A 24,505-nucleotide genomic window follows, 5' to 3' on the forward strand; every position below is an offset into this window, starting at 1 on the left:
TTTAGTATAATTACAAGGTAAAAAAATGTTCGTATTTTTAAAAAAATTAGCTTTGCGTTTTTGGGCTTGGTTAAAGCGTTTGTTTAGTCGTACGCCTAAGCCAGAGCAAGTTTCGCGTGAAGCAAAAGTTGCTGACGTGCAGACAGAGGATGAAGTAAAACAACTAGCGCAAGTGGTTAAGTTATTTGAAAGGCTAAAAGACCCAGCAGACTGCTACAAGGATGATAATCTTGAAATAAAGAGTTTCCTAGAAACTGTTTATAAGGGCAATGAGTATCAATTTGGGATGTTAGAGTTACAGGCGGAAGTTGCTAAGCTGAAGAGTGATCCAAAGGCGCTGCGTGTGTTTTTGCAGCAGAATATTATGAGGCATAAAAGAGGTCAAAAGGGATTGGATTGGTATTTTGCACCTCACTTTAGAGGGAGTGTTTGGAATCTGAATGGTAGGTCTAAAGAAGTAGTTGCAGCTATTTCTGATAATAGGGTGGTTCGCAATAACTTCCGACTGATGCTTGAAATTATCATGAAGTTGCATACAATTTATCCAGCTCATAAATTTTATAAAGTTAGATTAGATAAGTTTTACTGGTCAGCATTCCAGTTCTTTAATATACATAAAGGCGTTGCTGGCAGCGGAAAAGAAGAGATTGCATTTTATAATGATGTCTACATGAAGAAAGTAGGTGGGGCAACTAAGTCAGAATACTTACATAAAGCAAAGTATGAGGAGTGTTACTCAGGGCATGAGAATACAGATTTATCGCGCGAGTCTTTTATTAAGCATGTGATTGGAGCTAAGTAAGCACCTCAGAGCCCAGATCTGGCTTTATGATGGTGTTTGTGCTACTGTTAAGGATATGAATAAAAAGGGGTAAAGACATGTTTAAGGTGCTTGCACTCTATCAGTTTCGCTCAGTAAAGAATCCTAATCAAGTAGTAGCAATGATAAAGTCAGCTGCTCCATCAGATGTCTGCGGCACATTGATTGTGGCTCATGAAGGAATTAATGGTACGATAGCGGGTTCTGAGGCCAGTATGAATGTAATGTTAGACGTGCTTAATACACTAGGATTTGATCAAATGGAATATAAGTTTTCTCATGCGATTGAAAAACCGTTCTTGCGTTTCAAGGTTCTAGAGAAAAAAGAGATTGTTACTATAGGCTGTGATGCTAACCCATGTTCAGTTGTTGGTACCTATGTAGCGCCTAAAGATTGGAATGATTTAATTACGCAACCTGATGTTTTAGTCATCGATACTAGGAATGATTATGAATATGCGTTGGGGACATTTTCAGGGGCTGTGAACCCCAATACGGAATGTTTTCGTGATTTCCCTAAGTATGTGGCCTCCATTGATCGGAAGCAGTTTAAACGGGTTGCTATGTTTTGTACGGGCGGTATTCGTTGCGAGAAGGCCTCTTCATATATGTTGTCTGAGGGGTTTGAGGAAGTATATCATCTGAAGGGTGGGATATTGAAGTATCTAGAAGAAGTAGATCGTTCGCACAGCTTGTGGGAGGGGGCCTGTTTTGTATTTGATAGAAGAGTTGCCTTGGGTCACCAGTTAGAAATAACAGGTCATAAATTATGCTTTGCTTGTCGGCATGTTCTGTCCCCAAAAGACAGACTGGTTGACTATCAAGAGGGTGTGCATTGTCGTTATTGTATTAATAACTTAACTGCGTTAAGAAGAGCGAGATGCATTGAGCGTCAGAAGCAGACTGAGATCGCGCAGTCGCAAGACAAACAGCATATTGGTGCTTAATAATTGTTGCTCAGTGCAAAATAAATGAATACTAAACCGTAGCTCATTAAGAATAAGCCAACCAGTTTAATGTATGTTTCGTCACCAATTAGATTGATGAACTGAACCCAAATAGAGGTAAATAGCATTTTTACACAACCAATTAAGAAGGTTGCATAGCCAAGAAGTAGCATAGGATCAGCATTAGGTGTATTAAAAAATAGTGAAATGAGAGCACTACCTATAAATACAAGTGATAATGATGCAAAAAGTTGGTTTTTTGAGCTTGCAATGATATCTGTAGCAGCATCTTGAATAATTTCTTTATGTGTTGTCATCCCAATGCCTATGATACAGAGCACCGGACCCATGATTTGCGCAAATATGTTCGCGTCCATTGATATTCCTAATGTGTTTTTAACGATTCTGCCATATAAAATACTGATTGCAAGCTTTATTCATATAAAATTCATAATTGAATTTAAAGTCGGGTAGCGTTATAATCAAAGAGTTAAAAACGCAATGGAATGTATATGCGGCAACGTCCTGTTTTTCTTAACTTATTTAAGATCCACTTACCTTTACCGGGTTTTGTTTCAATATTGCACCGAATTTCAGGGGTTTTTAATATTTTAGTATTCCCCCTGTTGATTTATTTGTATGCTTTGTTACCTCAAGGCGTTGAAGCGGAGAAGTTGCTCAACTTTTTCTGGGTTAAATTGATGCTTTGGGCAACCATGACTGCATTTGTGTATCACTTTTTTGCAGGTCTTCGTCATATGTATTTTGATTTTACACACATCCATCATTTGTCTACCGCAAGAAGATTGGCTTGGTGTGTGTTAGTTGTATCGGTTTTAAGCTCATTATGGATTGGGGTACGAATATGGTTTATTTAAAGAACTCTGGGCTTAGAGATTGGTGGATACAAAGGATTACGTCACCATTAATAACGATTGCATTCATGCCGTTAATTATGATGTGGCTGATGGGATATTTGCCGACGCCTTATGATTGGTATGTGCTGCTATCTGAACCGATGTGGCGAGGGCTCACATTAGTTGGCTTGGTTGCATATTATTTTCATGTGCGTATTGGTTTATGGGTGGTATTAACTGATTATATTCCACGCACCTATCAGGGGTATGCTACGTTCTTGGGTGAGTTCTTGTTGTTGGCTCATTTGGTCGTGGGTCTTTATTTTATTTGGAGCTTTTAGTGACGGTATCTACTCAAGTATTTGATGCAATTGTAATTGGGGCTGGTGGAGCTGGTATGCGAGCATCATTGGCTCTTGGCGTTGAAGGAAAGCGTGTAGCAGTCATTTCCAAGGTGTTCCCAACGCGTTCACATACAGTGGCGGCTCAAGGTGGGATTAATGCTGCTTTATCTAATTACGACGCTGATGATAATTGGAAGTATCATTTTTATGACACCGTTAAAGGATCTGATTTTTTAGGGGATCAACATGCAATTGAGTATATGTGTCGAGAGGCCCCCAGGTCAATTATAGAGCTAGAGCATTGGGGTATGCCTTTTAGTCGTGATGAAAAGGGTAAGATTTATCAGCGTGCATTTGGGGGACAATCTCGGTTTTATGGTAAGGAAAAGGTGCGGCGTACGTGTGCAGTGGCAGATAGGACGGGACATGCACTGTTACATACTTTGTATCAGCAAAATGTAGCGCATAACACTCAGTTTTATAGTGAGTGGTTTGCATTGGAGCTTGTCAAAAATAAGCAGGGACACTTTGTAGGTGTAACTGCAATCAATATTTCTGATGGATCTAAATGTTTTTTTGCAGCGAAACAAACGATTCTGGCAACAGGAGGTGCAGGTCGTATTTATGAGCAGTCTACCAACGCATATATTTGTACGGGTGATGGATTGGGTATGGCGTGGCGTCATAATATTGGGCTACAGGATATGGAGATGTGGCAGTTTCATCCAACAGGTCTATACGGGACAGGGATTTTAATTAGTGAAGGTACACGTGGAGAGGGCGGTCGGCTTAGGAATGCTCAGGGTGATTATTACATGAGTGGGTACTCTAAAAATGCTGATCTGGCCTGTCGTGATATTGTAGCGAGGTCTTCTGTTCAGGAAATTTTAGCGGGCAGGGGATGTGGTCCAGATAAAGATCACGTGCATTTAGATTTAACTGATTTGGATGAAGACACGATTCGGAATAAGTTACCTGGAATTACTGAAATTGCACAGGTATACGCAGGGGTCGATCCACGTAAGGAGCCTTTACCGGTGGTGCCTACTGTGCATTACTTAATGGGTGGTATTCCAACGACTGAATACGGTCAGGTTATTGAGCATACACCTGGTGGTGATAAAGTGATTCCAGGACTCTATGCGGTAGGTGAGTGCGCGTGTGTATCGGTACATGGTGCTAATCGTTTGGGTGCAAACTCATTGCTTGATTTAGTTGTATTTGGTCGTGCTGCAGGACATCATGTTGCACAACTAGATGAAACGCAACCCTTAGTCTATGATCAAGATGATATTGATCAAGGGTTTGCTACTTATACACAAATGATGAAACGTACTTCTGGAATTGCACACTCAGTCATCCGTTCTAAATTACAAAAGATAATGCAGCGTGATTTTGGGGTATATCGTAATCATAGTGAAATGCAATCGGGCCTTCAGGCGTTAAAACAATTAAAGCATGATTATGATCATTCCTGTTATTTTGCAGATAAGTCTAAGGTCTTTAATACGAATAAAATAGAGGCCCTAGAAGTTGGAAACTTATTGGATGTTGCGTTATCTACCGCTTATGCATCACTCTACCGTACGGAGTCCAGAGGGGCGCATAGTCGTATGGACTACCCTGAACGAGATGATACGAATTGGTGTGTTCATTCGGTAGTGTATGCTGATGAATCTACAGTTAAACGACCGGTTAATGTAGCGCCAAATGAAGTAAAGCCTGTTATATTGGAGGTAAGAGACTAATGCAGTTAAAGATACAAAGGTATGACCCTGAAGCAGATGTTCGTCCTTATTTGAAAGCTTATACAGTTGATTTAAATCAAGTCCAAGGCATGATGTTGCTGGATGTATTAGAGTATATTAAAGATCATCTTGATCCGACATTGAGTATCCGTAGATCTTGTGGTGGTGGTGTTTGTGGTTCAGATGGTATGAATGTTAATGGTAAAAATGTATTGGCATGCCAAACACAGTTAGCAACATTACCAGAAGATGTCACGATTTATCCTATGCCTGGTATGCCAGTGGTTCGGGATTTAGTGGTTGATATGAGTCAGTTTTATAAGCACTTTGAGTCAGTAGAGCCTTACTTGCAGCCCAAGCAGCTACCTAAAGATCATGAACAGATTCAGTCTATAGAAGATAGAGCAAAACTGGACGGACTTTATGAATGTATCATGTGTGGCTGTTGTACATCAGCATGTCCATCTTCGTGGTGGAATCCAGATAAATTTGTAGGGCCACAAGGGCTGCTAACGGCGGCGCGTTTTGTTGCAGACAGTAGAGATGGGCAAAAAGAAAAGCGTTTAGATAACTTATCGGGTAAATATAAGTTATATCGGTGTCGCGGGATATTTAGTTGTACAACAGTATGCCCTAAGGGACTGAATCCTACACAAGCTATTGCAGACTTAAGGTCAGCGCAAGAGGATGTATAATGAAGGATAAGGGGTATCGATATTATCGAGATACAGAATTGTTTAACCCAAACTCCATGGCTTATGTGGAGCGTGATTTTGAGTCATCACAACAAGGACAGTCAGTGGGGCTCAATATTAAAGTAGAAGGAGCGCTGACACAGCATAGAGCGATATGTGATCAGCTGAGATCAGGTGCAGATATATTAAATGTTGAGCAATCTGCAGAGGTCTTAATTGCGCACTACCGTCATTACGGGCACTTTGCTGTAGACTTAGGGTTATATCAAGACGAACGTAGGTTTCCAGCACCACCTGATGTTAATGGTGTGTTACAAGGAATCTTTAAAGGCACTTCACATTCATTATCTATAACTGATTGGCATCAGTCTTTAAAGCATCTATATGGCAACCAAATTGCATTTGAGTTTATGCATGCAGATGTTGAGCAGAGGGATTGGTTTGTTGGGGTGATAGAGTCAGATCAATATCAACCAGATACTCAAGAATTATTGGATGGTTATACGGATATCGTGCGCTCGTGTAAGCTTGAAAAGTTTTTAGGGATTAATTTTGTTGGACAGAAAAGGTTCTCATTAGAAGGATGTGAAGCTCTGGTTCCAGTACTTGAACGCACGATTAAAGATCATGTTGCGTATGGGTATGATGATGTGGTTCTAGGCATGGCGCATAGAGGGCGGATTAATGCGCTGATTAACGTGCTAGGTCTGCCATTAAAAACCATTGTCTCGAAGTTTGATGGAAATTATCATACTAAGGATTATACCGGGGATGTGAAGTATCATTTGGGTCATTCAGTAGACCGTATCATTAATGACAAGCATATACACATAGCGTTGTGTTATAACCCTTCTCATTTAGAAGCTATAAATTCAGTTGCTATGGGCAATGTTCGTGCACGTATCGATCATGGGGCTTCAAAGCCTTTTGCTATTCTCATACATGGAGATGCAGCGATTGCGGGGCAGGGTGTAGTGATGGAAACAATGTCCATGTCAAAGGTTAATGCCTATGATGTTGGTGGTGCCATTCATATCGTTGTTAATAACCAGATTGGGTTTACGACTAATCCTAGTGATGCGCGTTCAACTCATTATTGTACGGACATTGCTAAATTAATTGGTGCCCCAGTTATGCATGTTCGGGCAGATGATCTGAGTGGCGTTTTGCGTGCGGCTAAAATTGCTGCTGCATATAAACATCGGTTTAATGCTGATATATTTATAGATGTGATAGGGTACAGAAAATATGGCCATAATGAGGCGGATGAGCCACGTGCTACGCAACCGGGTCTGTATCATTTTATAGCTGATAAGCCTCCTTTATTAGAACAGATTGAGCAGCAGCTCATAGAGCAGCATATCACTACAGAAAAGTTAGCAAGTATTAAAGCATTGATAGATGGCCAGATAAAAGCTCAGTCTTCACTGATAGAGGTTGAAAGCGATAGGGGTTCTATTCGATCATTAGCCTGGAAATCTTTGCAATCAAGTGATTGGCGTGAACCTGCTAATTATTCGTTAGACTTAGCTTTGATAAGTCAAATTGCCCATCAATTGGTTACGTTGCCAGAGCAGATAAAAATACAGGCTCAAGTTAAAAAGCTTTATGAGCAAAGAAAAGAGATGGCAAAGGGCTTAGCTCCTGTTAACTGGGGTATGGCTGAGTTATTAGCTTACCAGTACTTGGTCTCAAAAGGCTATTCAGTGCGTTTAGTTGGCCAAGATTGTATTCGAGGGACTTTTGCACATAGGCACGCTACCATTTATGACCAAGAGACTGGGGATGCCCATTCTTTTGTAAAGTCTAGTGATAAAGCTAGCTTCGAGAACTACAATAGTATTTTATCTGAATATGCTGCACTGGGTTTTGAATATGGGTATTCAGAAACCAATCCAAATACGTTGGTATTATTTGAAGCGCAGTTTGGTGATTTTATTAATGGTGCACAAATTATTATTGATCAATTTATTAGTTCAGGTTTTCAAAAGTGGCAGCGAAGTTGTGGCTTAGTCATGCTATTGCCTCATGGCTATGAAGGTCAGGGTCCTGAGCACTCATCAGCACGATTAGAGCGATTCCTACAGTTAGCATCCCAGGACAGTATCCAAATATGTGTTCCCTCAACGGCTGCACAAATCTTTAAGTTATTACTGAGGCAAATGTTTCGACCTTACCGTCGACCATTGATCGTGATGTCCCCTAAAAGCTTATTGAGGCGAGCTGAGGCACAATCTGATATTGATGAGCTGATAGGAGACTTTTCAGTGATACTTGAAGATGATCCAGAGTACTTTGGGGTAAAGGAAGTGGTGTTGTGTTCAGGTAAAGTTTATTATGATTTATATGCTTACCGAAAAGCACATAAAAAGCAGGTGGCAATTATACGTTTAGAGCAGTTATATCCTTTCCCTGATGTTGAGTTAAGCAAGGTTTTAAAGCGATATAAGCAGTTAAAAACGATTATATGGTGCCAAGAGGAGCCAAGAAATCAGGGTGCATGGAATGGTATTAGGGATGATTTAATGGGTCAATTGACTGATGAGCAGAATCTACTGGTTAAGTCTAGACCTGCAGCAGCTGCGCCAGCTGTAGGCTATGCTTCTGTGCATCAAGATCAGCAAAATAGATTAATAGAAATGACTTTTGAAGGAGTGGGTCGATGAGTTTAGAAATTAAAACCCCTATGTTGCCTGAGTCGGTGACAAGTGCAACAGTGGCTGTTTGGCATAAGTCAGTAGGGGATTCTTGTTGTGAAGGGGATGTCGTTGTTGAGTTAGAAACCGATAAAGTGATGTTGGAGGTAACTGCAACTACGGATGGTGTTATGGCTCAGCAAATGGTGCCAGTGGGTTCTGAGGTAACCTCTGATCAGGTGTTGGCTTTATTATCAGAAGGCAGTGTTGCATCAGTTGAGTCTACGGTTTCATCTTTAGATCCTCAAGAAGAAACGGTCACTGATCGTCCACTAGCTCCGTCATTAGTTAGTGAGTCTAGTCAAAGAGATAACGATCGCATATCACCGAGTGAACGGAGGCGTCAATATGAGGTAGGAAAGCCTGATACAGAGGTAAAAACGACGCAACCTAGGGTTCAGCAAGCAGATCCGGATGACGTAGACTACATGCGAAAACCGATGTCTGGATTACGTAAAAAGATTGCTCAGCGACTGGTAGAGGCCACTCAAGAAACAGCAATGCTTACAACTTTTAATGAAGTGATTATGGATCCGATTATATCTATCAGGTCTGCACATCAGTCTGCATTTCAGGAAAAGCATGGTGTTAAATTAGGGTTTATGTCCTTTTTTGTGCAGGCAGTAGCAAAAGCTTTAGAAGATTTTCCAGAGATAAATGCCTCAATTGATGGGAATGATATCCTATATCATAGTGGCAAACATATTGGGATTGCTGTCTCAACTGATCGTGGGTTAGTGGTTCCTGTCTTGAGGGATGTACAAGATATGAGTTATGCACATGTAGAGCAGTGCATCGTTAAAATGGCTAAAACTGCTAGAGCTGGTAAATTAACTCTGGATCAAATGCAAGGAGGTACTTTTACGATTACTAATGGTGGCGTATTTGGTTCTATGCTTTCAACACCTATTTTGAATATGCCGCAGAGTGCAATCTTAGGGATGCATGCGATTCAGAAAAGAGCAGTTGTCATTGATGATGCAGTTGTGATACGTTCAATGATGTATTTGGCTTTATCTTATGATCACAGGTTAGTGGATGGTCAGCAGTCTGTACAATTTTTAGTCAGGATAAAGCAGATTCTTGAGGATCCAGACTGTTTGTTACTCGATTTATAGGAGGGTGTGATGGATTTACACGAGTACTGTTCAAAAGAACTTTTAATGCAACACGGAATTCCGGTTCCGCATGGTGTAGTTGTTTCTAGCACCCAGTCAGTTACAGCTGCATTGAAGCAGTTAGGCACACAAGATATTGTCGTTAAAGCACAAGTGTTGTCTGGTGGTCGAGGAAAAGCAGGTGGTGTAAAATTAGTTTCTAAAGCAGAAGTTGAGCCCGCAGTACAAGCGATGCTTGGCTCACGTTTAGTTACCAAGCAAACAACTGATGCAGGGTTGCCAGTTGAGCGCGTTTTGTTAGAAGAAAAAACAGAGATAAAGCAAGAGTTTTATTTGGCCATGCTATTGGATCGTGAGCATAAATCAATTACAGTGCTTGCCTCTAAAGAGGGGGGCGTTGATATTGAGGCGGTTGCAGCATCAAATCCAGAGGCTATGGTTCAAATCGTTATTCACGATGCAGTATATTCATATCACATACAGACGCTCGGTAGAAAGTTAGGGCTAGATAAATCTTTATATCCAGCATTATCTGATATAGTGATGAAAATGTATGGTGTATGTATGAGCTCGGATGTGATGATGCTGGAGATTAATCCGTTAGTGCTCACACAGTCTGATCAGTTAATTTGTTTGGATGCAAAGATAAATATAGATCAAAATGCATTAACAAGACAAACCAAGTTATCTGCTATGAGAGATTTTTCTCAAGAAGACAAGGATGAGGTTGAGGCTGACAAGTATGGTTTAAGCTATGTATCCTTGGATGGGAACATCGGTTGTATGGTTAATGGTGCTGGTTTAGCTATGGCTACAATGGATATGATCAAGTTTTGTGGCGGAAATCCAGCAAACTTCCTAGATGTTGGAGGTGATGCTACAGAAGAGCGGGTCATGCATGCTTTTAGAATTATTGGTCAGGACCCAAATGTGAAGGTGATTTTAGTTAATATCTTTGGGGGAATTGTTCGCTGTGATTTAATTGCCCAGGGTATATTATCTGCACTAAAACAAGTGAGCTTAAATAAGCCTGTCGTAGTGCGATTAGAGGGACATAATGCTGATTTAGGAAGGAAGTTGCTTCTACGATCAGATCTACCTTTATACGCCAATGATTCATTCAAAGAAGCAGCAGTACAAGCTGTTCAATTAAGCAAGGAAGCATGATGTCAATATTATTAGATTCAAAAACAGCTGTTATTTGTCAGGGAATGACCGGGAAGCAAGCGACGTTGCATTGTAAACAAGCGATTGATTACGGTACTAACATTGTTGGTGGTGTAACACCTGGAAAAGGTGGGATGGAGCATTTAGGCTGTACTGTTTATGATTCGATGATCGAAGCTAAAGAACAAACTGGTGCTACAGCAAGTTTGATTTTTGTTCCAGCAGCATTTTGTCTTTCATCATTAATGGAAGCAATTGATGCAGAGATGGAATTGGTCGTTTGTATTACAGAAGGCATTCCATGTTATGATATGCTCAAAGTTTGGAAAAGACTTAAGGGCTCAAAAACAAGACTGATTGGCCCCAATTGTCCAGGGATTATTACTCCTGGTCAAGCTAAAATGGGGATAATGCCAGGAGATATTCATCAGCCTGGTTGTGTGGGTATTGTCTCTCGCTCTGGAACGCTTACTTATGAAGCGGTCTTGCAAACAACACAGTTAAGGCTTGGGCAAAGCTCTTGTATTGGTATTGGTGGGGATATGATGCCAGGGACTTCTTTTGTTGATGTTTTACAGCTTTTTGAACACGATGAGCAAACTAAAGTTATTGTTTTGGTGGGAGAAATAGGTGGTGATGCAGAAGAGCAAGCTGCAGCATATATTAAATCTAATGTGACAAAACCTGTGGTTGCATATATTGCGGGTGTAACTGCACCTCCGGGTCGTAGAATGGGACATGCCGGAGCTATTGTTTCAGGTGGACAAGGTACAGCTGAAGGAAAGTGCCAAGCCCTTAAAAAAGCGGGCGTGATCGTGGTTGACTCTGCTGACCAAATTGGAGCAGCTGCACAATCCTGTTTGGACTAAGCATAAGGGTTGTGATCTGACTTGAGTTTGATCTTAATGATTCTAGCCTTTAAGTTTAGCTGCCGGATATATCCATTTTGTAAATATCTGACATAGGACTTAGGTAGGTAATCGGTTCTTTTTCCATGTATGGTGATTTCAAGTGGATTACTTCTTGATTGATTAGCCATTCTTAAGTTGATAGGTCTACCCAGCCGTGTTGGTGGTGCTGTATTTTTAACCAACCGCTCTAAAATGCGCGTTAGCATTGAGGTAGGGTAATCTTTGTTATGACTTTGGCATAAGCTACAGGCAAGTTGAATAAGTTTTTGAGTACATCGCCCTTGGGCAGCTGATAGTTCAATGATAGGTATTTGTGGTAAATGATTAAGAGCAACTTTGATATCGGTTTGTAGTAATTTTCTTTCTTTTTGATTTAATAAGTCAATTTTGTTAATTGCAATGATCACTGATTTTCCCATATCTAGGCATAAATGTGTGATTCTAAAGTCTTGCCGGGCTATATTTTCTGAGGCATCAATCATATGAATAATGGTGGATGCACTTTCAATAGCACGCAGAGTATGTGCAGTGGCATAGTGTTCAATTTCTTCATTGATTCTAGCTTTTCTACGCATTCCAGCTGTATCAATAAGATGATACATTTTTCCTTGGTGCTCATGCTCAATTTTGATAGAGTCCCTGGTTGTTCCTGGAATAGGAGATACAATGCAGCGTTCCTCCTTTGCATAGTAATTTAAAAGTGTTGATTTACCAGCATTTGGTTTTCCTACAAGTGAAATAGTTGGTGTATCACTTTCTTCAATGCTAATGGATTCTGGCATATGATCTGCTATCATCGTTTTGAGATCATTTAAACCTGTTTGTTGAGTTGCAGAAACAAGTTGTACTTCTTTAACACCTAAAGATGCAAACTCTTGTAGTAGAATTTCAGGGTGCTTGGTTAAATCACATTTATTAATGAGGAGTATAATAGGTGTTTTTTGTTTTTGGATTTTACGGATAATCGTAACATCATTTGGGTGTAATGAGTCTGAAACTGTGAAGAGTACAAGATCTGATTGGCCGGCTGCAGCCCATGACTGTCTGAGCATAGAGCTAGATAGCTTATCTGATTCATCACCTAATCCGGCAGTATCAACTAGCCATATGTCACTTTGATTAATGCTGATACGTGTAAATTGACGATCCCGGGTTACCCCTGATTTATTGCTTACAATTGCAGATTTTTTATTGGATAAGGCATTAAATAAGCTAGATTTACCAACATTAGGTCGACCAATAATTGAAATAATAGGTAAACTCATGCTGAATCCTTAAATGATAAATATTGATCAATCATCTTTATTTCTGGATACAAGCTGCTTTGTAACGTTTCTTTGTGATTGTCGTAAGGGGCCCCAGAGATAACTAAGGATGCTGCAAGTAATGGGTCTTTAATCTCACTCTCTGCTAATAACTGTTGAGCGCTCAGCGTGTTATCTTGGTCGATCTGGATCATCGCGATGCGATAGGATGCTACTGCATTGATGGCTCTAATAGGGCTTTGAGATTTTACCCATTCTAGTTTTTGAATTGCACTTTGAGTTTTCTGAGCATCAAAGTCTTTCTTTGCCAAATCTAGCATGACTAGATGCGTCTGAATTTGCTTGGGGTAGCTCTGTTTGAGGTTTTTGGCAATGCTTGCCTCTGGTGTTACCAAGTAGGTCTCATAAAGTGTCTGTGCCTGAGTATGGCTTTTTTTAATGTTTGATTCTCTATACTCCCATGCCCCTGCAATTATTAGTAAACAGGCAGTTAATGTCAGTATTTGGCTACTATGGTTTTTAATCCATTGTGTATAGTAAGCATCTTGGGCATCTATGTGATCGTTCATAATGTACTCGGTAAATCTTTCAAGGTTTGCAGTAAGGTATCTAATGAATTACGTTTTGAATAGCCATCACCATGGTTGACTAACTTAAAAGCTTCTTCAAACAGTATCAATGTATGCGTAAAGCCTTTTTCTTTGTGTTTTTCAATATTTTTAACTTTTTTGCAAGACATGTCAATGTAAAGCATGATCTTTTTGTTAGACTGAATGGCGCTCAGCTCATGGAAATAAGTATGGAGTGTATCTTGGTGAGGGCTGCACACAAAAACTTTTACATGGTTAGATACTGCTGGGGGAACTAATTCTGCTAATCGATCTATTCCAATTGCAAAACCAGTAGCGCTTGTTTCACACCCCATTTGTTTGGTTAGCATGTCATAGCGTCCACCACCACAAATAGCATCTTGTGCGCCTAGGCCTGTACTAATCCACTCAAAGATAAAGTGACTATAGTAGTCCAGACCTCTTACTAAGTAGGGGTTCTCATGGTATTTAATATTGAGTGCATCAAGCTGAGACTTGATGAGCTGGTAACACGCTAGTTCGTCTTTAGATAAACAATCAATTATCTTAGGAGCTGCTTGAATTAAAGGCTTTAGATCAGGGTTTTTGCTATCAAGTAATCGCAGAGGATTGTTGAGCATTCGTTGTTGTTCTGCGTCTGTTAGCTGATGTTGATGTGTTTTCCAGTATGCGAGTAATTGATTTCTATATTCGGATCGGGTCTCAGCAGAACCTATAAAGTTGGTGGTGAGTGTAGGTTTTATGTTAAGTGATTTCCACATTGTATGAGTTAAGTTAATAAGCTCAACATCAATGAGACCTGTTTTAAATCCAAAAACCTCAACACCAAATTGAGTAAATTCCCTATAGCGACCTTTTTGTGGGCGTTCACGTCTGAACATGGAACCCGTATAAAATAGTTTTTGCTGGTCGCGTTGAATCAAGCTATTGGAAAGACACGAGCGAAGACAGCCAGCAGTCCCTTCAGGTCTTAAAGCAATTTCAGTTTCACTTTTATCAGAAAATGCATACATTTCTTGCCCAATAATATCAGTCTCAATTCCAATAGACTTCTGGAAGAGCGAAGCTTTTTCTATGATAGGAAACCTGATTTCTTGATAACCAAATTTTTGAGCAGCGTCCATGAGTGTTTGCTCAATATAACGCATGTGTTCTGCATGGTCGGGCTTGATGTCGCGCATCCCCCTTAGGCATTGGTTGTCTGTCATTCTATCTTCCTATATTTGATTAAATGGCTTTGCAATGGTGTCTTCTGGGCTCTTTTGAGGCGTGGAGCTTCTGTTTATAATGCTGCTCAAGAGTATGAAAGCAAGGATAAGATAACCAATTATGCGAAAGTTATTTCTAGTATTTGTTTTTTTAATCGGTGACTTTGGTTTGGATAAGGTATACCCCTTAGCTTCTAATTTGTTCAGAATAAGCTGGCTATCCATGTTGAGCATTCTGCAATATGACTGGATATAACCAATTTGGTAGATGTCTAAATGATTGCTTGGATACTGGTCCAGTTCAATTTCAGTAAGTTGACTGATCTTTATCTTAATCAGCTGGCTAACTTGCTCTATGCTAAGGTCTCTTTTTTGCCTGGCATCTGCCAAATCTTTTCCAATAATTCGTTGGTTCATCGCGTATGTTTGTTAAATAATATTATTTTACAACCAACTATTTAGTGTGGCAAGCTAAATAGGAAGAAAGCGCGCTGTTATCATCAGTCGTGCGTCTAAATAATCTAAATTAATGTTCTGAGTAGCGTCATTAGGTGCCTCTACCTTGAGTTGTTGATCAAATGTAGTCAGACACTGAATGGTGATTCCAAAGCTATTATTAATTTCATAGTTTGATTGTATCCCGTAGCTATATACCGTATGCAGTTTTTCGAGTGCTGAAGTGCCATACATCCCACTTTTGTTTTGGAGTATATTTGCAGAAAACATAGGGCCTATAGCATATTGCTTAGATATGTTGAGCATGAGTGCAGCAGTAATACCAATATCTCGATCTATTGTTGCTAGATTTTTAATTGCGCTAGGGTTCTTTACCTCATAGCTTGTTTCTTTCAAATCTAGTGAGGCCCCACCTTCGATAACAAAGTAGTTCTCAATTGGGAAGGTCATTCCTATTGATGGCGCAAAAATGAAATTTTGCTTAAGCGTATCGTTACCTTCTAGAGAAATTCTATTTGCAGCCGCATCGGCGCCTGCCACATTAAAAATTGTCTGAAGTGTAGTTGTTGGGCTTGTGTTCTCTTCAGGTAAAATAGAGGTAAGCCTCGATCCTAGTGTGCCTCCAATATACAGGTGGGGTTGCGATGCATGGCTTAGCGCGACCGTTAAAATAAGAGGAAATATCCTATAAAACTGTTTGGCCAATTGTGGCATGTTATTGCTCCTTACCGTCATATCTATCCTAACCAATTGTATGCTCGATATCAATCTTTGATGGTCATTTAATTTAACATTCTTGAATCAATACTTTGCAATATTGAGGTATTTGCTGAGTAAGCGCGGCAATGTCTTGATTTCGCATATTAATACAGCCCTTGCTAATGGGCCGCTTTAAAAAAGTATTTGGGGTTCCGTGTATATAAATATACCGCCTAAGTGAGTCCTGGTGGCCATATTTATTTTGCTTTGGGGTAAGTCCTTGCAGCCAAAGGATGCGGCTACTGATTTCAGACTTTTTAAGCGTAACTCTGCGCCTAATGTATCCTGTGTTGCAGGGGTTTCCTCTGCCGATTATAAAGCGAATATAATGCCATCCTCTCGGTGTTTTGAAGCTATCCTTCTGTTCGCCAAATCCATTTTTTGCGGTAGATATATGATAGGTTGTTGTTTTTTGCTTGCTGATTAAGTAAAGGATTTGTGTTTTTCCGCAAACATAAATAAATGCCTCGTTTTCTTTTAGATGCATTATTGAGCAAGTAGGATGCGCTCTACCATTAAGTTCTCTAGAGGAGCTTCGGTAGTCGTCCCTGGTTGTGCATTGATCAGTTTTATCCAGTGTATGTCACCTGATCCGTCTGTATAAGTGCTATCATGTGTTGAAGGGAAGATGATGTCGCTTTCCTCTGTGTTTTTTTCTAACGTTAGTTTACGTTCATTAGCATAGTTTTGGATTTCAGATTCACTTTCATACGCACTTAATTGAGATATGAGCCTTGGGAGTACACGTGATTCAAAGTAAGCTTGCTTTATGGTTTCCTGGCATTCTTCAAGTGATAATGTTTTCTGGGGTCTAACTTTATGAATTTGCATGATGATCTTGTCAGAACCGTGTGGGATTACATCTGATATATAGTGATCTTGCACCCAGCTTTGTTCAAGTATATCTTCTGTTAAATAATCTGGTAGTGGGCCCTTGTATGACTGCAGACGAGCGTCGAAGTGTTTAGCCAACTGGTCGATACGGTCAGGGTTTTTGAATCCGTATTTACGTATTGCCTGTATATCTGTGCTTGAGTATTCCTCGCTGCTAAGTTGAACATACTCAAATTCTAGGATAGGGGGGCTGGTTGGTTTTGTTTTTAGTGTATTGTAGTATTTTTTAAGTTTTTCAGGGTTGATCTTGGGTGTTGATTTTGAAAGATTGATATCAAGTGTGTGCTGTTTCTGCGTGGAAGCTGTTTGCTTTAGAGTCGTTCCATGTTGTGTAGTGATCTCTGAGGTTGCAATAGCACTTCTCAGCATTGCTGAGGCTTCATTGTCACTGATTTCCTGGAGTACATCTGTTACAGTAGCTTGTTTGGTTCTTGCAATCTCTTCAAGCGTGAGATCCTGCTCTTTGAGTGCTTTTTTGATTCTTTTAAGTGCCTCTTTAGATGGGATGAGTCCGGATTTCTCAATTTCGTAGGCTACTTTATGTTTCTGGTTTTGTTGAGCGATTAAGTGGTGATAAATAGTCTCTATACTATGATCAGGGTTTTGGGTATGCAGTTCCTGTGCATGGTTGAATATGACCTTGGGGTTTATATGTCTTCTACCGTAGTTTGTTTGCTGACTGCTTTGTCCGCCACCGAGAAATAAACCTGCTGTAAAAAATATAGCAACTATTGCTGTTACTGTACGAACCAAGCGTGGCTGTTGTCTAATATATTCAATCATTGACTTTGCGTTCTTTTGCCACAAAATATGGCGGAGTGGACGGGACTCGAACCCGCGACCCCCGGCGTGACAGGCCGGTATTCTAACCAATCTGAACTACCACTCCACAACTCACTTGGGTGTTGAGGGATTTGAACCCCCGACATTCGCCTTGTAAGGGCGACGCTCTACCAACTGAGCTAAACACCCGATGACACGCATTATATTATTTAAAATAGCGCGCGTCCAGCACTTTTTTCATTAACTATCAGCAGCCTCTTTTAGCTCGCTACCAGCTTTGAATGATGGTACATCTTTTTCAGCAATTTGAATTTCTGCGCCAGTTTGTGGGTTGCGACCCGTTCTAGCTTTTCTGTTCTTCACAACTAAGGTAAAGAAGCCTGGAATTGTAAGCTTACCTTTAGATGATACGGTTGTTTTCATAACCTCAAGAATTGCCTCTAGCACTTCACCGATTTGTTTTTGGTTCATGCCTGTTTTATTTGCGACCATACGTATTAGTTGGTTGCGTCCTATATTTACCATAAAATTAACCTCAGATTTATTTAGACTAGATTTTTATACCAGTTGGTATGTGTTGTGGCAAGCTTTAAATCAAATAAATTAAAAATAGCAAATTATCTTGATGTCATCATTGTCTATAAGGTATTGTCAACTAAGTGAGGTTAGTACATGGAGGTGCGTCATGGGTATAGGGCAGGAGAGCTTAGATGTTGAAAAAAGTTATTTTCCAACGTTAAATATTAATTTTGATTGTTTAAAGTTGCTGGTAAATTGGAAAAATAGATCATCAACTATATATTTTTCTTTAATAATTTTCAATGTTTGCATGTTTCGTCTATCTTCTTGTGAGATAACGTTACTGGGGTTGTGTATTGGCTTCAAGCGTAAACTGTCGTCTTCGAGGTTTGTTTATACGTTAGAGGCGCTATTACTTAAAATTTATGCTGCTGTTGAGGGCGTTTTATATCTATTGAATAAACCAGGCTTTTTATCCTACTTTTTAGTGAGTAAGAAATCATCTCTAATCAACCGAATAGGGATGTTAGCAGGATGGTCTGTTATGCTGAATGGTGCTATATTGCTTGCAGCAAATTTAATTGCGTTAACAGGTATTGCTCAGAAAGGGGCCTGGGGTGAAGTTACGTTGCGTACTATTTTTTATAGTGTGCTCCATCCACGCTGCTTGCTTGCTATTTTGTCTGCGGCGGGGTTTGCACTGAGTAGTTCTGTGCAGCCCTATCTTTGGCTGGGTTGTCTAATCGCGGTCCCTGTAATGCGTGTATTAAATAGTACGTTTGCTAATAAGTGCTTTTATGACAATATATTTTTATTCTCATGGTCATATTTATGGTGTCATTTTTGGGCGGTAGATAAAGGTGGGTTAAATGATTCTTTTAACTTAGTAAAGATATCCATTGACGATTCAGAGTATCTGAAATCCTCTGATTTCCAGAATGAAAACTGCTTTGATGACATACAGTTAGCAGCCGCGTCAACGCGCTTTAGCTCTAGAAATGCAAGTGCTGAACCATTAGCTAACTTGTAAATATGTTTTGATAGTTGGGTGTTTGAACTCAAATCCTTCGGACAAGAGTTTTTCAGGTATAACTGCTTGCCCCAACAAGATTGTATTACTGACTAAGCTAGATTGTTTTGCAACCCAGGTTGGAATTCTTATTCTTGCTGTTCGGTTGAGGCTTTTGCTGAGTGCGTGTGTAAATTCACCATGTGTAGTCGGATTGGGTGCGCATAAGTTATAAGCGCCTGCTTGTGTGCTCGATTGAAGGTGTATCATCGCATTAATGACATCATCTAAGCTAATCCAGCTCATGGGTTGCTTTCCGTCACCAAAAACAGCCCCTATAAATAGATAGTGCGGAAGTTTCATTAATGGAAGTAGCCCGCCATCATTGCTTAATACAACACCGATGCGTAGATAAAATGTATTATTTTTTCTATTCTTTGAGAGTGAGTTCTCTACTGCGTGTGCAATGTGTGAAAGTGCGTTTTTATTGTGAACAGTGTCGAGTTCAGTAAATGGCGCTGTATGCTCTGTAGAAGGGTGACCGTAGTAACCTACACCGCTGGCAATATAAATCCTGGGGTTGTGATTTATTTTGGTTAGTAACTCATCCAGCATTTTAATTGGCTCAGTCCGACTATTAATCAGCTCTTCTTTAAACTTTTGAGTCCAAAGTCCAAGCAGAGATTTGCCACATAGGCTATATATGTGCTCAGACGCTTTAAGTATAGAAGGGTTTGCTATCAGCTGGTCCCAGCTATATGCCTGGTGTTTGCTTGAGGCTGGTGTCTTTGGCTTTCTTGAGATTAATAAGACTGGCTGATTAGCTAATTTCTTTGCTAATGCTCGAGCTAAAAATCCATTAGCACCTAAAATGACGATTCGACAGTTATCCATTATCTTAATTTAAGTTGCTTACATGATTAACTATAACTTTTTTAGGGTTAGCTCTACAATAGGTGATAAAAGTTTGCACAGCAATTACTAGCTGGCTTCAACAGCATTGCTATGCATTTATAACTTATAAATACTGCATGTATTCGCTGAGCAGCATTATTTGCAAATTAGGTATCACTATGATTTTTAGAGGCTGTTTTTATACTTTTACAAGAATCTTAGGAGTGCTTCACGTTGATCCCTTAGGTCAAAACTACTGATAGATTTAATAGGTTATATTTTTCCTTTTGGCTTCGTTAAAGGTTTGGTGCTCACAATGGCAGAGAGCGGGGGCTAGAAATAGCATGCTTAGTGTGCTGGCTATTACATTCATAAGAAATAAGCTTGTGACAACTAATCCAATTAAGCAGAAGTCCAGCATTAGTAATTTGAGCAATAAGTGCATATCAGTTCTCCATTTGATAGTGCACTTATATCATTAAAAAATTATTCGTCAGATTTTTTAAACACTCTTTTTTTATTTTCTCTCGGTGAGCTTGAATGAGAATTAGCGTGCTTAGACCTTTTATTGCTACCGCCATTATCTTTCCTGTCCGACCAGCTGCCTTTTTTATTTCCACCTCTATCAGACCATGAGTCGTTTCTACGGTCAGATCTGGATCCCTCTCTTCTATCAGACCATGAGTCATTTCTACGGTCAGACCTGGATCCCTCTTTTCTATCGGACCATGAGTCATTTCTACGGTCAGACCTGGGTCCCTCTCTTCTATCAGACCATGAGTCATTTCTACGGTCAGATCTGGGTCCCTCTCTTCTATCAGACCATGAGTCATTTCTACGGTCAGATCTGGGTCCCTCTCTTCTATCAGACCATGAGTCATTTCTGCTGTCAGACCTGGATCCCTCTTTTCTATCGGACCAAGAGTCGTTTCTGCGGTCAGACCTGGGTCCCTCTCTTCTATCAGACCATGAGCCTCTCTCTCGAGGATTACGGTCCCATTTGTTACCATTATCTTTCTTGAAATTCCCGGGTTTGTTCCATTTCTTTGGCTTCCGGTTTGAGCTGTGAGGATCATCAGGTAGTTCACCATTTTTTAAGAACCTCTGTATAGCACGTAACTTAGCTTGCTCAGAAGGGCTAACTAGTGATAGTGCGCGTCCAGATCTTCCATTTCTTCCTGTTCGGCCAATACGGTGGATGTAGTCAGAAGGGCAATCAGGTAGGTTGAAGTTAACAACTAGCTTAATATGGTCAATGTCAATTCCTCGCGCAGCAACATCGGTTGCAACCAGTATTTGGAATCTTTCTTGGCTGAATTGTTTGATGATGCGCTCTCTTTTGCTGTGACGAATATCTCCGTGGAGTGCCATCGCTTTAAAATCTTTTTCATAAAGTTGTTTAACAAGGCTATCAGCTCCAAGTCTTGTTCGGCAGAAAACAATGATACTTCCTTCTTCACTTTCAATGGTTTGGTTAAGTTTTTTCAGTTTTCCTTTTTGATCCACATTAACAAATGATTGCTCAATAGTCTCGGATACAGCCTCAGTTCCATCAACAGAGATACGCTCAGGCGCATCTAGTAGTGCATTAGCCATTTTCATGATATTTTTTGGCAGTGTCGCTGAAAATAAAAGTGTTTGTCTTTTTTCAGGCAGGACATCAGTAATGGCATCAATTTGTGATTTAAAGCCCATATCCAGCATTCTATCAGTTTCGTCTAAAACCAGCATGTTAATATCTTGGGTGCATAGGTGTTTGGTTTTAATTAGGTCTACAATCCTTCCTGGGGTGCCGATAATTAAGTTAGGCTGTGCACGTAAACCAATACGTTGCTTATGAATTGGAGCTCCTCCAATCAGTAAAATTGAGGAAACTGATTTTGGCGAGGTAACATGTAATGCTGATCGAATTTGAGCAGCAAGCTCTCGAGTAGGTGCAATAATTAAAGCTTTAGTAGCTTGTTTGGTTTCAATTCTAGACAAAATTGGGATACCAAATGCAAATGTTTTACCACTTCCAGTTTTAGCATTGGCTAAAATATCTTTTCCATTTAGCCCATGTGTGAGGGTCTCAGATTGGATTGGGGTCGGTTCGACAATGGATTGAGCCTCTAGCTTTTGTAAGATGCTTAATGGGACTGGATATTCGGAAAAAGGCTTATTGCCTGTTATCTTTTCGCTTGTTTGTGTTTCTATCATGTTTTCATCGCTAATTTGATCGGAAAAAGACTTATCACCTGTTATCTTTTCGCTTGTTTGTGTTTCTACCATGTTTTCATCGCTAATTTGATCTGTTTGTGTTTCTATCATGTTTTCATCGCTAATTTGATCGGAAAAAGATTTGTTGCCTGTTATCTTTTCGCTTACTTGTGTTTCTATCATGTTTTCATCGCTAATTTGATTATGTTTCTGATTATATTTCATTTTTTTGCAAAAGTCACTGTTTATTTTAAGTATTTTTTCTCAGGGCTTGAAACATGTTTGACATTAGCGCATTGATTTTGACATACTTATTGTAATTATGAAGGCCAAGACATGAACTCAGCATATTTAACGTTTATCGATGATTTTTTATGGGCATATATTGCGATTCCTGCAATTATGCTTATGGGATTTTATTTATCTTATCGATATGGTTTTAAACAAATTACTGAGTTTCCAAAAATATTTAAAGAATTTTGGGACTGTTGTTACACTCAGTCTAGTGAACGCTCGGAAGGTATACATCCCGTACAAGCTTTTTTTACGACCATGGGTGGGTGTATTGGTGTTGGTAATTTAGTTGCAGTATGTACTGCGGTTAGAATTGGTGGGCCTGGTGCATTATTTTGGATGTGGATTACTGCGCTTATTGGAATGACTGTAAAGTATGCTGAAGTTTCGCTGAGTATGAAATCTAGAGTTATAGATTCAAAGGGTGGTTATAATGGTGGGCCAATGTATTATATTAGTCATTCATTAGCCCCAGCTTTAGGAACGCTTTTTGCAGTATTATTAGCTATTTACGGTATTGAGGTTTATATGTTTAAAGTGGTGGTGCAAACGATATCAAACACTTGGGCTATTCAGATTAATTATGTGGTGGCAGCGCTACTTGCTTTAGTGATTTATGCAGTGCAGGGCGGGGCAAAAAGAGTCGGTGAGCTATGTAGTATTTTAATTCCAGTATTCGTTGCTGTATTTTTATTTATGTCTTTATGGATTATTGCTATTAATTATCAATTAATCCCGCAAATGCTACTCATGATCATACAATCTGCCTTTAAGGGACATGCTCCTATAGGTGCATTTGCAGGTAGTACAGTAGTTTTAGCTTTATCTCAAGGTGTAAAACGTGCTTGCTATACCGGTGACATTGGGGTGGGGTATGCAGGTGTAGTTTGTGCTCAAGCCCATGAGGACCATCCTGAGCAGCAAGCTCGATTCACCTATCTTGGGATATTCTTAGATACATTTGTGGTGTGTACTTTGAGCATTCTATTAATATTAGTCACGGATACATGGGTATTAGATATTCCAGATTCCCAGAAGGTTATGTATGTTTTAGCAGAATACTTCCCTGCTGTTAATGTGTTCATGCCGCTCTTCATCTTTATGCTGGGTTATTCGACAATTGTTGCGTTCTTTCACGTTGGGTTGTGTTGTGCAGACTATATTTCTGAGCGTTATGGTCGTTATGTTTATTATTTTTATGCATTGTGTGCGTTCACAACATTTTCATACTTGGATGAAGGTTATGCGCTATTAGTGATGAATATTTGCGGTGCACTCATGTTGATTCTTAATTTACTCGCTATTTATAAAAAGCGTTACACGTTATCAATGTAGTTGGGTTAGATTTTCGAATTATTTACTGTACTACGTCATTTATGTTTTGCTCGCAAGCGGGTTCAACCAGAGTTTGTTTAGGTAACTGCTACTCTTTTTGAGTTTGTGACATAACAATATGACTCGTAGTATAAACTTTTTTCAGCCCTATCATAGGCCGAAAATATTTGTGTTAGTAAAAGTCAATTGATTAATGAAAGGTAAATTGTTAGGTTAAGAGAACATAGTTTAATAGGGAGGTTCTTTATGTTTGCAATACCTTGGTTTGCTTGGCTAGGTCTCGTAGCATTAGTCTCGTTCTCATTGGTGGCTATAGTCATAGTGATCCCTAGGATTAGAGATAAATATACCACGCGTAAGGAACAAGTCATAAATATGGAGCAAATACGCTTAGAGCAGGATCAGTTTGATACCTTAGCAACAACATTTAAGGATCTCTTTTACATGTGTATTAGCCTTTATGTTCGAGCGACACCATACGAGGGCATTGATGGAGATCTACACAATGAGATGGTGCGTATTAAAAATAAGTACATGCCAGGAAATGGCGCACCTATGTCTGAGAATTTTAGCTATGCGCAGTATGTGCAGAATGGGATTTCAACGTTAAAATATAGCTCACAGTTGATTCGCTCAACCTCATCTGATGTGACTGACGCAATGAAGCAGGCAGTGTGTGTGGCGTGTAGAGATTTTAATTTTACTTTTAAATCTGATTTAGCTAGAGAAAACCATAGAAACAATAAATTTCTAAGTGATGAACGCTGGACAGTTTATACGGATGATAAAATCAATGAAGTGACTGGATCATTGTCTACATGCGCTAATCTAGAAGCTGTATTAGCATCAAGAGACCTACTGACTGGCAAGATGTTTTGCGTGTTGGCTAATAAAGGTGGGGGTGGATATGAAGCTATGTTAAGTATGGAGGATGACTTGAAACAGAAGCATGATGATATTTTAAAGGATGAAGGTTTTTTTAGGTACGGAGTGTAAT

Annotated in this window: 24 protein-coding genes and 2 tRNA genes; 13 read left to right on the forward strand and 13 right to left on the reverse strand. The window is 39.7% G+C overall.

Translation table 11 applies throughout. The features are described 5' to 3' along the window. Window positions 1–25 precede the first annotated feature (25 nt). Together MMH89_RS01760 and trhO are read left to right on the forward strand one after the other, a co-directional pair. Window positions 26–802: a hypothetical protein gene (locus tag MMH89_RS01760; RefSeq protein ID WP_258568663.1), complete on the forward strand. Its 777-nt coding sequence runs from the start codon at window positions 26–28 to the stop codon at window positions 800–802. 77 nt (window positions 803–879) lie between these two features. Further along, window positions 880–1,767: an oxygen-dependent tRNA uridine(34) hydroxylase TrhO gene (gene trhO / locus MMH89_RS01765; protein WP_258568664.1), complete on the forward strand. Its 888-nt coding sequence runs from the start codon at window positions 880–882 to the stop codon at window positions 1,765–1,767. On the opposite strand, the gene MMH89_RS01770 is transcribed toward trhO, so the two are convergent. Then, window positions 1,764–2,144 carry a hypothetical protein gene (locus tag MMH89_RS01770; RefSeq protein ID WP_258568665.1) on the reverse strand — a complete coding sequence of 127 codons (381 nt, stop codon included), beginning with the start codon at window positions 2,142–2,144 and terminating at the stop codon, window positions 1,764–1,766. The genes trhO and MMH89_RS01770 overlap by 4 nt on opposite strands. 129 nt (window positions 2,145–2,273) lie before the next feature. Here MMH89_RS01770 and sdhC point away from each other — a divergent pair, with 129 nt between their 5' ends. Genes sdhC through sucD form a run of 8 tightly spaced genes read left to right on the forward strand, consistent with a single transcriptional unit; the run spans window position 2,274 to window position 11,261 of the window. Beyond that, a complete protein-coding gene (sdhC, locus tag MMH89_RS01775) occupies window positions 2,274–2,645 on the forward strand; it encodes a succinate dehydrogenase, cytochrome b556 subunit (RefSeq protein WP_258568666.1) in 372 nt (123 codons plus the stop codon). After that, window positions 2,633–2,965: a succinate dehydrogenase, hydrophobic membrane anchor protein gene (sdhD, locus tag MMH89_RS01780; protein WP_258568667.1), complete on the forward strand. Its 333-nt coding sequence runs from the start codon at window positions 2,633–2,635 to the stop codon at window positions 2,963–2,965. Before sdhC ends, sdhD begins: the two co-directional genes overlap by 13 nt. Beyond that, window positions 2,965–4,716: a succinate dehydrogenase flavoprotein subunit gene (gene sdhA, locus MMH89_RS01785; protein ID WP_258568668.1), complete on the forward strand. Its 1,752-nt coding sequence runs from the start codon at window positions 2,965–2,967 to the stop codon at window positions 4,714–4,716. The genes sdhD and sdhA overlap by 1 nt, the downstream gene beginning before the upstream one ends. Further along, a complete protein-coding gene (locus MMH89_RS01790) occupies window positions 4,716–5,411 on the forward strand; it encodes a succinate dehydrogenase iron-sulfur subunit (protein ID WP_258568669.1) in 696 nt (231 codons plus the stop codon). Before sdhA ends, MMH89_RS01790 begins: the two co-directional genes overlap by 1 nt. Next, entirely contained in the window at window positions 5,411–8,077 is a 2,667-nt protein-coding gene (locus MMH89_RS01795) for a 2-oxoglutarate dehydrogenase E1 component (RefSeq protein WP_258568670.1), read from the forward strand. The genes MMH89_RS01790 and MMH89_RS01795 overlap by 1 nt, the downstream gene beginning before the upstream one ends. Continuing rightward, complete coding sequence (gene odhB, locus MMH89_RS01800; protein ID WP_258568671.1) at window positions 8,074–9,225, forward strand: 2-oxoglutarate dehydrogenase complex dihydrolipoyllysine-residue succinyltransferase; 1,152 nt, start codon at window positions 8,074–8,076, stop codon at window positions 9,223–9,225. Before MMH89_RS01795 ends, odhB begins: the two co-directional genes overlap by 4 nt. A 9-nt stretch (window positions 9,226–9,234) precedes the next feature. Beyond that, entirely contained in the window at window positions 9,235–10,392 is a 1,158-nt protein-coding gene (sucC, locus tag MMH89_RS01805) for an ADP-forming succinate--CoA ligase subunit beta (protein ID WP_258568672.1), read from the forward strand. Beyond that, window positions 10,392–11,261, forward strand: coding sequence for a succinate--CoA ligase subunit alpha (sucD, locus tag MMH89_RS01810; protein ID WP_258568673.1), 870 nt, complete (start codon window positions 10,392–10,394; stop codon window positions 11,259–11,261). Before sucC ends, sucD begins: the two co-directional genes overlap by 1 nt. Here the strand turns inward: sucD and der are convergent. From der to MMH89_RS01860, 10 genes are all read right to left on the reverse strand, one after another. After that, a complete protein-coding gene (der, locus tag MMH89_RS01815; protein ID WP_258568674.1) occupies window positions 11,258–12,568 on the reverse strand; it encodes a ribosome biogenesis GTPase Der in 1,311 nt (436 codons plus the stop codon). The genes sucD and der overlap by 4 nt on opposite strands. Next, a complete protein-coding gene (locus MMH89_RS01820) occupies window positions 12,565–13,137 on the reverse strand; it encodes a tetratricopeptide repeat protein (protein WP_258568675.1) in 573 nt (190 codons plus the stop codon). The genes der and MMH89_RS01820 overlap by 4 nt, the downstream gene beginning before the upstream one ends. Next, entirely contained in the window at window positions 13,134–14,366 is a 1,233-nt protein-coding gene (hisS, locus tag MMH89_RS01825) for a histidine--tRNA ligase (RefSeq protein ID WP_258568676.1), read from the reverse strand. Before hisS ends, MMH89_RS01820 begins: the two co-directional genes overlap by 4 nt. A gap of 9 nt (window positions 14,367–14,375) precedes the next feature. Continuing rightward, a complete protein-coding gene (locus MMH89_RS01830; protein ID WP_258568677.1) occupies window positions 14,376–14,783 on the reverse strand; it encodes a helix-turn-helix domain-containing protein in 408 nt (135 codons plus the stop codon). A 54-nt stretch (window positions 14,784–14,837) separates the two neighbouring features. Continuing rightward, window positions 14,838–15,536 (reverse strand): hypothetical protein, encoded by a 699-nt coding sequence (locus tag MMH89_RS01835; RefSeq protein WP_258568678.1) that lies wholly within the window; start codon window positions 15,534–15,536, stop codon window positions 14,838–14,840. A gap of 73 nt (window positions 15,537–15,609) precedes the next feature. Beyond that, a complete protein-coding gene (locus MMH89_RS01840) occupies window positions 15,610–16,068 on the reverse strand; it encodes a L,D-transpeptidase family protein (protein ID WP_258568679.1) in 459 nt (152 codons plus the stop codon). Beyond that, complete coding sequence (locus MMH89_RS01845; RefSeq protein ID WP_258568680.1) at window positions 16,068–17,258, reverse strand: hypothetical protein; 1,191 nt, start codon at window positions 17,256–17,258, stop codon at window positions 16,068–16,070. The genes MMH89_RS01840 and MMH89_RS01845 overlap by 1 nt, the downstream gene beginning before the upstream one ends. Before the next feature lie 28 nt (window positions 17,259–17,286). Beyond that, window positions 17,287–17,364 (reverse strand) — tRNA-Asp (locus MMH89_RS01850). A 10-nt stretch (window positions 17,365–17,374) separates the two neighbouring features. Then, window positions 17,375–17,447: transfer RNA gene (locus MMH89_RS01855), tRNA-Val, on the reverse strand. 51 nt (window positions 17,448–17,498) lie between these two features. Beyond that, complete coding sequence (locus MMH89_RS01860) at window positions 17,499–17,750, reverse strand: HU family DNA-binding protein (RefSeq protein ID WP_425491982.1); 252 nt, start codon at window positions 17,748–17,750, stop codon at window positions 17,499–17,501. A gap of 193 nt (window positions 17,751–17,943) precedes the next feature. On the opposite strand from MMH89_RS01860, the gene MMH89_RS01865 reads away from it, so the two are divergent. Further along, window positions 17,944–18,807, forward strand: a complete 864-nt coding sequence (locus MMH89_RS01865; RefSeq protein ID WP_258568682.1) for a hypothetical protein — start codon at window positions 17,944–17,946, stop codon at window positions 18,805–18,807. Here MMH89_RS01865 and MMH89_RS01870 read toward each other — a convergent pair. Continuing rightward, entirely contained in the window at window positions 18,793–19,680 is an 888-nt protein-coding gene (locus tag MMH89_RS01870; protein ID WP_258568683.1) for a TIGR01777 family oxidoreductase, read from the reverse strand. The genes MMH89_RS01865 and MMH89_RS01870 overlap by 15 nt on opposite strands. Before the next feature lie 486 nt (window positions 19,681–20,166). Then, window positions 20,167–22,062: a DEAD/DEAH box helicase gene (locus MMH89_RS01875; RefSeq protein ID WP_258568684.1), complete on the reverse strand. Its 1,896-nt coding sequence runs from the start codon at window positions 22,060–22,062 to the stop codon at window positions 20,167–20,169. Between the two features lie 153 nt (window positions 22,063–22,215). On the opposite strand from MMH89_RS01875, the gene MMH89_RS01880 reads away from it, so the two are divergent. Then, a complete protein-coding gene (locus MMH89_RS01880) occupies window positions 22,216–23,508 on the forward strand; it encodes an alanine/glycine:cation symporter family protein (RefSeq protein ID WP_258568685.1) in 1,293 nt (430 codons plus the stop codon). A gap of 246 nt (window positions 23,509–23,754) precedes the next feature. Further along, window positions 23,755–24,504, forward strand: a complete 750-nt coding sequence (locus tag MMH89_RS01885; protein ID WP_258568686.1) for a hypothetical protein — start codon at window positions 23,755–23,757, stop codon at window positions 24,502–24,504. Window position 24,505: the final 1 nt, after the last annotated feature.

Source organism: Candidatus Comchoanobacter bicostacola (assembly GCF_024172705.1).
Lineage (GTDB): Bacteria > Pseudomonadota > Gammaproteobacteria > Comchoanobacterales > Comchoanobacteraceae > Comchoanobacter > Comchoanobacter bicostacola.